This window comes from Roseateles saccharophilus, assembly GCF_004342485.1.
Lineage (GTDB): Bacteria > Pseudomonadota > Gammaproteobacteria > Burkholderiales > Burkholderiaceae_C > Pelomonas > Pelomonas saccharophila.
Map to the genome: position 1 here is coordinate 164973 of NZ_SMBU01000010.1, position 9007 is coordinate 173979.

General features: G+C 67.3%; 8 protein-coding genes and 1 tRNA gene. 5 read left to right on the forward strand and 4 right to left on the reverse strand.

Annotation, left to right across the window (positions count from 1 at the left end):
* Window positions 1-3: 3 nt before the first annotated feature.
* From prfB to EV671_RS11255, 4 genes are all read left to right on the forward strand, one after another.
* A protein-coding gene (gene prfB / locus EV671_RS11240; RefSeq protein ID WP_132571407.1) for a peptide chain release factor 2 occupies window positions 4-1108 on the forward strand; the annotation gives its coding sequence in 2 pieces (ribosomal slippage) (window positions 4-84 and window positions 86-1108; 1104 coding nt in all).
* Between the two features lie 52 nt (window positions 1109-1160).
* Entirely contained in the window at window positions 1161-3830 is a 2670-nt protein-coding gene (gene pepN, locus EV671_RS11245) for an aminopeptidase N (protein ID WP_132571408.1), read from the forward strand.
* A complete protein-coding gene (locus EV671_RS11250) occupies window positions 3827-4843 on the forward strand; it encodes a class 1 fructose-bisphosphatase (RefSeq protein WP_132571409.1) in 1017 nt (338 codons plus the stop codon). The genes pepN and EV671_RS11250 overlap by 4 nt, the downstream gene beginning before the upstream one ends.
* 34 nt (window positions 4844-4877) lie before the next feature.
* Window positions 4878-4953, forward strand: a tRNA-Thr gene (locus tag EV671_RS11255).
* 266 nt (window positions 4954-5219) lie between these two features.
* Here the strand turns inward: EV671_RS11255 and EV671_RS11260 are convergent.
* From EV671_RS11260 to EV671_RS11275, 4 genes are read right to left on the reverse strand one after another with little or no spacing between them, the layout of a single operon-like run.
* Window positions 5220-5471 (reverse strand): helix-turn-helix domain-containing protein, encoded by a 252-nt coding sequence (locus EV671_RS11260; RefSeq protein ID WP_132571410.1) that lies wholly within the window; start codon window positions 5469-5471, stop codon window positions 5220-5222.
* A 13-nt stretch (window positions 5472-5484) separates the two neighbouring features.
* Window positions 5485-5793: an addiction module antidote protein gene (locus EV671_RS11265; protein ID WP_132571411.1), complete on the reverse strand. Its 309-nt coding sequence runs from the start codon at window positions 5791-5793 to the stop codon at window positions 5485-5487.
* Entirely contained in the window at window positions 5790-6113 is a 324-nt protein-coding gene (locus tag EV671_RS11270; protein ID WP_132571412.1) for a type II toxin-antitoxin system RelE/ParE family toxin, read from the reverse strand. The genes EV671_RS11265 and EV671_RS11270 overlap by 4 nt, the downstream gene beginning before the upstream one ends.
* 35 nt (window positions 6114-6148) lie before the next feature.
* On the reverse strand, window positions 6149-7525 hold the full coding sequence (locus EV671_RS11275; protein ID WP_132571413.1) for a tyrosine-type recombinase/integrase: 1377 nt from the start codon (window positions 7523-7525) through the stop codon (window positions 6149-6151).
* A 256-nt stretch (window positions 7526-7781) separates the two neighbouring features.
* Here EV671_RS11275 and EV671_RS11280 point away from each other — a divergent pair, with 256 nt between their 5' ends.
* A complete protein-coding gene (locus EV671_RS11280) occupies window positions 7782-8792 on the forward strand; it encodes a GGDEF domain-containing protein (protein WP_132571414.1) in 1011 nt (336 codons plus the stop codon).
* Window positions 8793-9007: the final 215 nt, after the last annotated feature.

The window sequence follows — 9007 nt, forward strand, 5'->3', positions numbered from 1 at the left end:
GCCATGGACATCGAACACATCAACCAAATCGGCAACACGATTGCCGACCTCTCAGCGCGCACCGACGCGCTAAGGGGGTATCTTTGACTTCGACCGCAAGGCACTGCGCCTGAACGAGGTCAACGCCGCGCTGGAGAACCCCAAGGTCTGGGACGAACCCAAGCGCGCCCAGGAGCTCGGCAAGGAAAAGCGCACGCTGGAAGCCGTGGTCGACACGATCACGATGCTGACCGGCTCGCTGGCCGACAACGGCGAACTCTTCGAGATGAGCCGCGAGGAAGGCGACGAGGCCGGCATGCTGGCCATCGAGGAGGATGCGAACAAGCTGCGCGAGAAGATCGAGGAGCTCGAGTTCCGCCGCATGTTCAACAACCCGGCCGACCCGAGCAACTGCTTCATCGACATCCAGGCCGGCGCCGGCGGCACCGAGGCCTGCGACTGGGCCGGCATGCTGCTGCGCCAGTACCTGAAGTACTGCGAGCGCAAGGGCTTCAAGGCCACGCTGGAAGACGAGACGCCCGGCGACGTCGCCGGCATCAAGAGCGCGACGATCAAGGTCGAGGGCGAGTACGCCTTCGGCCTGCTGCGCACCGAGACCGGCGTGCACCGCCTGGTGCGCAAGTCGCCGTTCGACTCGTCCGGCGGCCGCCACACGTCCTTCGCGTCGCTGTTCGTCTATCCCGAGGTGGACGACAGCATCGAGATCGACATCAACCCGGCCGATGTGCGCACCGACACCTTCCGTGCCAGCGGCGCCGGCGGCCAGCACATCAACAAGACCGACTCGGCCGTGCGCCTGACGCACATCCCGACCGGCATCGTCGTGCAATGCCAGGACGGCCGCAGCCAGCACAGCAACCGTGACGTCGCCTGGCGCCGCCTGCGCTCGCGCCTGTACGACCACGAGATGAAGAAGCGCATGGAAGAGCAGCAGAAGCTGGAAGACACCAAGACCGACGTCGGCTGGGGCCACCAGATCCGCAGCTATGTGCTGGACCAGAGCCGCATCAAGGACCTGCGCACCAACTACGAGACGTCGGCCACGCAGAAGGTGCTGGACGGCGACCTCGACCCCTTCATCACCGAGTCGCTCAAGCAGGGCGTCTGACTCCGGGCCGCCACGGCGGCCTCCCCTTTTTCCTCATCCAAGGAAGCCCCTCATGCGTGAAGGCACCGCTCCCCTGATCCAACGCCTGGACTACCAGCAACCGGCGTTCTGGATCCGCAAGGTCGACCTGACCTTTGACCTCGACCCGACCAAGACCCTGGTCACGAGCAGGATGCAGGTCGAGCGCAACCGCGCCGTGCCGCACGGCCCGCTGCGCCTGCATGGCGAAGAGCTCAACCTGCTGCGCGTGCTGATCGACGGCAGCCCGGTGTCCTTCCGCCAGGAGGGCCACGAGCTCATCATCGAAGGCGCACCCGACGCCGACTTCGCGCTCGAGATCCGCAACACCTGCTGCCCCGAGAAGAACACCGCGCTGTCGGGCCTCTACACCTCGGGCGGCAGCTTCTTCACGCAGTGCGAGGCCGAGGGCTTCCGCCGCATCACCTACTTCCTGGACCGCCCGGACGTGATGGCCGTCTACACGGTCACGCTGCGTGCCGACGCCACCAAATACCCGGTGCTGCTGGCCAACGGCAACCTGACGGGCAGCGGCACGCTGGAAAACGGCCGCCACTTCGCCGTCTGGAGCGACCCCTTCCCCAAGCCCAGCTATCTGTTCGCCGTCGTCGCGGGCGACCTCGTCACGCGCGAGCAGCGCATCCGCACCCGCGCCGGCAAGGACCATCTGCTGCAGGTCTATGTGCGCCGTGGCGACCTGGAGAAGACCGAGCACGCGATGAACAGCCTCATCGCCTCCATCGTCTGGGACGAGGCCCGCTTCCAGCTGCCGCTGGACCTGGAGCGCTTCATGGTGGTCGGCGTGTCCGACTTCAACATGGGCGCGATGGAGAACAAGGGCCTGAACATCTTCAATACCAGCGCCCTGCTCGCCTCGCCGGCCACGGCCACCGACGCGGACTTCAACCGCATCGAGTCCATCGTCGCCCACGAGTACTTCCACAATTGGACCGGCAACCGCGTGACCTGCCGCGACTGGTTCCAGCTGTCGCTGAAGGAGGGCCTGACCGTGTTCCGCGACCAGGAGTTCTCGATGGACATGGCCGGCACGCCCTCGGCGCGCGCCGTCTGCCGCATCCAGGATGTGCGCCAGCTGCGCGCCATGCAGTTCCCCGAGGACAGCGGCGCGATGGCCCACCCGGTGCGTCCGGACAGCTACAGCGAGATCAACAACTTCTACACGGCCACCGTCTACGAGAAGGGCGCCGAGGTCGTGCGCATGTACCAGACGCTGGTCGGCCGCAAGGGCTTCGAGGCCGGCATGAAGCTCTACTTCGAGCGCCATGACGGCCAGGCCGTCACCTGCGACGACTTCGCCCAGGCCATCGCCGATGCCAACCCGGGCTCGACGCTCGCCACACGCCTGGACGCCTTCAAGCGCTGGTACTCCCAGGCCGGCACCCCGCGCGTCAGCGCCCGCGGCGAGCACGACGCCTCTGCCCGCACCTACACGCTGCGCTTCACGCAGCACACGCCCGCCACGCCGGGCCAGACGACCAAGCAGCCGCAAGTCGTCCCCGTCGTCATGGGCCTGCTGGACCGCCATGGCGCCGCCCTGGCGCTGAACGCTCTAGGTGCCACCGAGCAGGTGCTGGTGCTGGACCAGGCCGAGCAGAGCTTCGTCTTCGAGAACATCGACGCCGAGCCCGTGCCCTCGCTGCTGCGCGGCTTCTCGGCCCCGGTGGTGCTGGACGACGGCCTGTCCGACGCCGCGCTGCTGGTGCTGATGCGCCACGACAGCGACCCCTTCAACCGCTGGGAGGCCGGCCAGCGGCTGGCGCTGAACCGCATCCTGCACGCGCTGCGCGCCGGCCAGCCGCTGCAGCTCAGCAACGCCTTCATCGAGGCGATGCGCGGCGTGCTCAACCACGCCGACTTGGACCCCGCCTTCAAGGAGCTGGCGCTGACGCTGCCGGGCGAGAGCTATATCGCCGAGCAGCTCGACATCGTCGACCCGCAGGCCATCCACGCCGCCGTGATGGCCGCCCAGGCCCAACTCGCCAGCGCGCTGCGCGACGACTGGGCCGCGGCCTTCGAGGCCAACCAGGTGCAGGGCGGCTACGCGCCCGACCCCGTCTCCTCCGGCAAGCGCGCGCTGGCCAACCTGGCGCTGTCCATGCTCGTGCTGGATGCCCAGGCCAGCGGCGACACCGTGTGGCCGGGCAAGGCCTACCAGCGCTTCAAGGACGCGTCCAACATGACCGACCGCCTGGGCGCGCTGGCGGCCCTCGTCAACGCGGGCGCCGAACTGGCCGCGCCGGCGTTGGAGCGCTTCCACGCGCTGTTCAAGGACGATGCCCTCGTCATCGACAAGTGGTTCTCGCTGCAGGCCCGCGCGCCCGAGGCCGAGGGCCGCGTGTTCGCCCGCGCGAAGGCGCTGACCCAGCACGCCGACTTCACGCTGAAGAACCCCAACCGCGCACGCAGCCTGATCGCCAGCCTGTGCATGTTCAACCCGGCCGCCTTCCACCGCGCCGACGCCGCCGGCTATGTGTTCTGGGCCGACCAGGTGCTGGCGCTGGACGCCATCAACCCGCAGGTCGCGAGCCGCATCGCCCGCTCGATGGACCGCTGGAGCATGCTGGCCGAGCCCTATCGCACGGCCGCCCGCGAGGCCGTGGCCCGCGTGGCCGCCAAGCCCGACCTGTCGTCGGATGTTCGTGAAATCGTCGAACGCGCCCTCGCCTCCGGAGCCCAAGCATGAGCCGCCAGATCAGCCTGACCCAGTACCTGATCGAGCAGCAGCGCGAGCACGGCCACATCCCGCAGGAACTGCGCCTGCTGATCGAGATCGTCGCGCGCGCCTGCAAGCGCATCGCCATCGCCGTCAACAAGGGCGCCTTGGGCGATGTGCTCGGCACGGCCGGCAGCGAGAACGTGCAGGGCGAGGTGCAGAAGAAGCTCGACATCATCGCCAACGAGGTGCTGATCGAGGCCAACGAATGGGGCGGCCACCTCGCGGCCATGGCCAGCGAGGAGATGGACGGCATCTATGTCGTGCCCAACCGCTACCCCCAGGGCGAATACCTGCTGCTGTTCGACCCGCTCGACGGCTCGTCCAACATCGACGTCAACGTGTCCATCGGCACCATCTTCAGCGTGCTGCGCAAGGTGGGCCATTCGCGTGGCGTCGCCGAGGAGGACTTCCTGCAGCCCGGCAAGCAGCAGGCCGCCGCCGGCTACTGCGTCTACGGCCCGCAGAGCATGCTGGTGCTGACCGTGGGCGACGGCGTGGCCGTCTTCACGCTGGACCGCGAGACCGGCTCCTGGGTGCTGACCCAGGAACAGGTCAGGATTCCCGAGGATACGAAGGAGTTCGCGATCAATATGTCCAACATGCGCCACTGGGCCCCGCCGGTGAAGCGCTACATCGACGAATGCCTGGCCGGCAGCACCGGCCCGCGCGGCCGCGACTTCAACATGCGCTGGGTGGCCAGCATGGTGGCCGATGTGCACCGCATCCTGACCCGCGGCGGCGTCTTCCTCTACCCCTGGGACCAGCGTGAGCCCGACAAACCCGGCAAGCTGCGCCTGATGTACGAAGCCAACCCGATGGCCTTCATCGTCGAGCAGGCCGGCGGCGCGGCCGTGAACGGCAGCGAGCGCATCATGAACCTCCAGCCCAGCAAGCTGCACGAACGCGTGGCCGTGGCGCTGGGCTCGAAGAACGAGGTCGAACGCATCGCGGCCTACCACCGCGAAGCGGCTCAAAAATAGTGGCTATAATGGTGGGCTTGACGCTCAAGTCAGCGCCGGCATAGCTCAGTTGGTAGAGCAGCGCATTCGTAATGCGAAGGTCGGGGGTTCGACTCCTCTTGCCGGCACCAAGAAAAACAAACACTTAGCCCAGCTTCAACCGCTGGGCTTTGTTGTTTTCGGGGCTCATGTAGCCACCATGTAGCCAACTGCACGGGGTTTCGCGCCGGTGGCGCGGGCGGACGGGGCAGGCACCCACACCACCCCGGCACCTCGAACGTCGACAAATGGGCTGTCCAGGTCGCAGCCCGTGCGCCCGACTGGATGGGGCCTGGACAAGTCGCCGATACGCCGGACGCGTTTGATTTCCTGGACGTTGCTCTCGCGCGCCGAAAAATCAAACAGCACGATTTTTTGCTCGCGTGGAACCCCATGAGGTGTCCGGCGGCCGGCGCCCACTTTCCAACCGCGCCACCGTGCTTTGCGTCGTGCCCATGCGCTCGGCCACCTGCTCTTGCGTCAGGCCCGCCCGTGCGCGAGCCACCACCAGCTCGCGGGCGGTTTCAAACTCCTGCGCCAGCGCGTCGTATTCGCGGCGGGTGGCGGGGTCGGCCAGCAGCTCGGCCTTGAACTGCTCGAAGGCCTTCATGAGTCGCGCACCCTCAACCATGCACGCCGGCCAGCGGGGCCACGCTCAGCCGCAGGCCTACCGCGTGCAGCACCTTGTTTACTGTGTCGAGCGTTGGATTGCCGCTCTCGCTCAGGGCACGAAACAGGGTTTTGTCGCCTACGTCGGCACGCCGGGCAACCTCGGCCATGCCGTGCGACTTGGCCACCTGCCGCAGCGCCACCAGCAGCGCAGCCGGGTCGTCAAGTTCGAGCACGGCCTCAATGTACGCGGCAGCCTCCGCGGGGTCGGTCAGCGCGGTAGTCAGGCTAGCGTCATAGCTTTTGTCGCGGGGTGCAGTCATGGCGAACCTCTTTGCTTCCAGTCCTTCAAATACGCAATGGCACGTTCGATAGCACGGTCCTGCCCGCCCTTGTTGCTACCGCAGAGCAGCAGCACCAGCACAGGGCCTTGCTGGCTCACGTACACGCGGTATCCCGGCCCGTGGTCAATCCGCAGCTCCTGAACCCCGTCACGTAGCGGCTTGCAGTCCCCCAGGTTGCCAGCCTGTACGCGCGCCAGCCGGGCCCGGACCTTGCCGCGGGCGATGCTGTCTTTGAGGCTGGCGAGCCAATCCTCAAAGGGCGCGTCACCGTGGGCGTCCACATAGATGCGAATTTCCATGATGGTATCTTAAAGAGCACCGATGCGTATGAATCTCAAGCCACGACGCGCAGGCCGAGTGCGCGCACCGACGCGGGGTCGAACTGCACCCCGGCCAGGGCCAAGATGTGGGCCTCTACCTGCGCCACGAAGGGCCGCAGCGCATCCACGCTGCGCGGCCGGTAGCCCTCGGCCGTCGCGCTGGGGCGGTGACCCATCACCTGGGCGATGGCGCCGGCCGGCGCCCCAGCAGCCTCACCCAGCAGCGAGAACGACCGGCGTAGCCCGTGGATGCTCAATCCGTCGATAGCTGCGGTTTGCAGGGCTCGGGCGTGGCTGGCTCGGGGGTCGGCAATGCGGCCGGACTTGCTGGCGCTGGCAAACACGAACGGACTGGGCTTGCCCTGGGCATCACGCCCGCGCGGCAGGTTCGACAGCATCCACGCCATGCAGTCCGTCAGTGGAATGGTGCGGCTGGCGTCCACCTTGTCGGCAATGGTGAGCTTGCGCCATTGAAAGTCGACATGCTCCCAGCGCAGCGCGGCCATCTCCTCGCGCCGGGCGCCGGTGAGCAGCAGCGCGCGCAGATAGGCCGACGCCGTGAGGTTGGGCAGTTGCTCCACGCCCGCCCACCAGCCCGGCACCTGGGCCGCCTCCAGCGCATCGGTGCGCCGGATGTTGCGCGGCAAGGCCTCAACGATGGCGGGCGCCTTGCCTGCATCGCGGTCGGTCAGGTGCTTGTATTCCTTGCGGCCGGCACACCAGCGCAGGAAGCCCCGGAACATCATCAGCGCCCGCGTGGCTTGGTGCTTGCTGCGCCGGCCCTCTTGCTCGAACCATGCCGCGAGCACATCCTCATTCACTGACGCGAGCGGCAGGCCCAACAGCGGGAACAAGTGGCCGGGCAGCGTGACGCCCTGCCCTCGCTTGCGCGGCTCGCCCCCTGCGGCGGTCATCTTCGCCATGTCGGCCACGTAGCGCGGCTTCCAGGCGTCTTTGCGCTTGGGTCGGCCCAGCTCGACATAGCGAGCCCAGGCTTCGCCCACGGTCAGGGCATCGGCGCTGGCCTGGGCGGCGAGTGCGGCCCGCGCAGCCTTCGCCGCACGCTCCAGCTCGCGGGGGTCTTGGCCTTGGTCGAGCGTCACCCGCAGCCGGTTGGCCTCGATGCGCGCGTCATCAATCGTCCAGGCCCGCACGTCTCCGATGGTGCGGCGGATGGTCTGCCGGTCGAGCTTGGCCTCGAAGACGAAGGCTTTCGCTCCGGCCGCCGTCACACGCACGCGCAGGCCGGGCGCCTTGGCGTCGCGCAAGAAGGCTTGAGCCTTGCCGGCCGGGCACGCCAGCCGCTCTATCGCGCCAGCCGTGAGGTCGCAGGCTTGCGCCAGGTCGGGCAGGTCGGTTACCCGCTGGGCTTTGTTGTTTCTGGGCCTCATGTAGTCACCATGCAGTGGCGGACGGCCAGGCCGACAAAGCGCACGGCTTGCCGATGTCGTCCGAACTCCAGCCTTCCGCCATCACGTCTCGGGGGCGGGTGACCACCCGGGTCAGGATCAGGCTGGCGCACAGGCCTGCGGCCCTCATCCAAACCATCGACACGGCGGATCGGACCGGCCTCGACGTCCCCTCGGCTGTGCGCCATAAGATCAGGCTGCGATGACAATCTTGCTGGCCCGTCAGTAGTTCAAGAACATGCGATACGTTGTCTCGGTTGACAAGAGTGCCGAATTGCTCCGGCTTGCCATTCCGCTGATGTCCCGACAGGCCACGGCGCTTCATCCGGTCAGCTATGCGGTCTGGTATGAATACGTTGCCCTGAGCAATCCTGGACTCCGGAAGGCAGTCGACGAATCCTTGTCCGAGCACGGCAGGCTCGACGAGGCCAAGACCTACGCGATCCACCGCAGACATATTGCGGAGGTTGACCCGGCCACGGCCGAACAGATCGCCGACGGTTTTGAGCGGGTCCTCACCGGCGTATCGCATTCCGCCACGGCTGCGGGTACGCAAGCGGAGCGCTACGCGCAGGCGCTTGGCAGCCTGCAGGCGGGGCTTGCGCACGCTGCCGAAGAGCCGGTCGCCGAGATCCTGAGACATACCGCAAAAATGGCTCAGGCGATGGCCGACTTGCAGTCGCGGCTGAAGGAAAGCCAACGCGAGATCCTCGACCTGCGCTCCGAGGTCCACCGTGCCCGTCACGAGTCCCTTGTCGACGCGCTCACGGGCCTGGCCAACCGCCGGGCGTTCGATCAGCAGCTGGCGACATGCCTGCTGGCCCCCAACGCGGCGTCGGGCGCAGCCGGCCAACCATGCCTGATCATGGCGGATATCGATCACTTCAAGCGAGTCAACGATAGCTACGGGCACGCGTTTGGCGACAAGGTTCTGAAGGCCGTGGCGCAGGTGCTGTCGTCTGTCGCGGCGGATGCCGGCACGGTCGCACGTATCGGAGGTGAAGAGTTCGCCATCCTGCTCCCGGCCACGCCGATGGCAAGGGCTGAACAACTCGCTGAACGCATCCGATTCACTGTCGCGTCGAGTTGCATCCGGCGCTCCACCGGCGAGGAAATCGACAGCGTCACCGTCTCCCTCGGTGTCGTTGCAGCCCAGCCCCAGCAGCTCCCCAACGAACTGCTGGCGCGCGCGGACACGGCGCTCTACGTTTCAAAGCAGGGTGGCCGTAACCGCGTCACCGCGGCTTGAGACACACGCTGGCGCGGGTGCGACGGCGCTCGCGGCTGTCAGGCACCCTGCGGTTCGAGCTGTCCGGCTTCATCTGCACTAACGGAACGTCGGCAGACCAGCTTCCACGACACCGACGAACTTAATGTGGAAGACCTCTCCTGCCGGACGTGACGACGCCTGACCTGACGCCGGCCGGAGCGTTGGGGCGCGATGGGAGGACGCGTCAGGCGGCG

Bases quoted from the DNA above. Each gene is read 5' to 3' on its own strand.
- pepN (WP_132571408.1), top strand. From the start codon at position 1,161: ATGCGTGAAGGCACCGCTCCCCTGATCCAACGCCTGGACTACCAGCAA.
- EV671_RS11250 (WP_132571409.1), top strand. From the start codon at position 3,827: ATGAGCCGCCAGATCAGCCTGACCCAGTACCTGATCGAGCAGCAGCGC.
- EV671_RS11260 (WP_132571410.1), bottom strand. From the start codon at position 5,471: ATGAAGGCCTTCGAGCAGTTCAAGGCCGAGCTGCTGGCCGACCCCGCC.
- EV671_RS11265 (WP_132571411.1), bottom strand. From the start codon at position 5,793: ATGACTGCACCCCGCGACAAAAGCTATGACGCTAGCCTGACTACCGCG.
- EV671_RS11270 (WP_132571412.1), bottom strand. From the start codon at position 6,113: ATGGAAATTCGCATCTATGTGGACGCCCACGGTGACGCGCCCTTTGAG.
- EV671_RS11275 (WP_132571413.1), bottom strand. From the start codon at position 7,525: ATGAGGCCCAGAAACAACAAAGCCCAGCGGGTAACCGACCTGCCCGAC.
- EV671_RS11280 (WP_132571414.1), top strand. From the start codon at position 7,782: ATGCGATACGTTGTCTCGGTTGACAAGAGTGCCGAATTGCTCCGGCTT.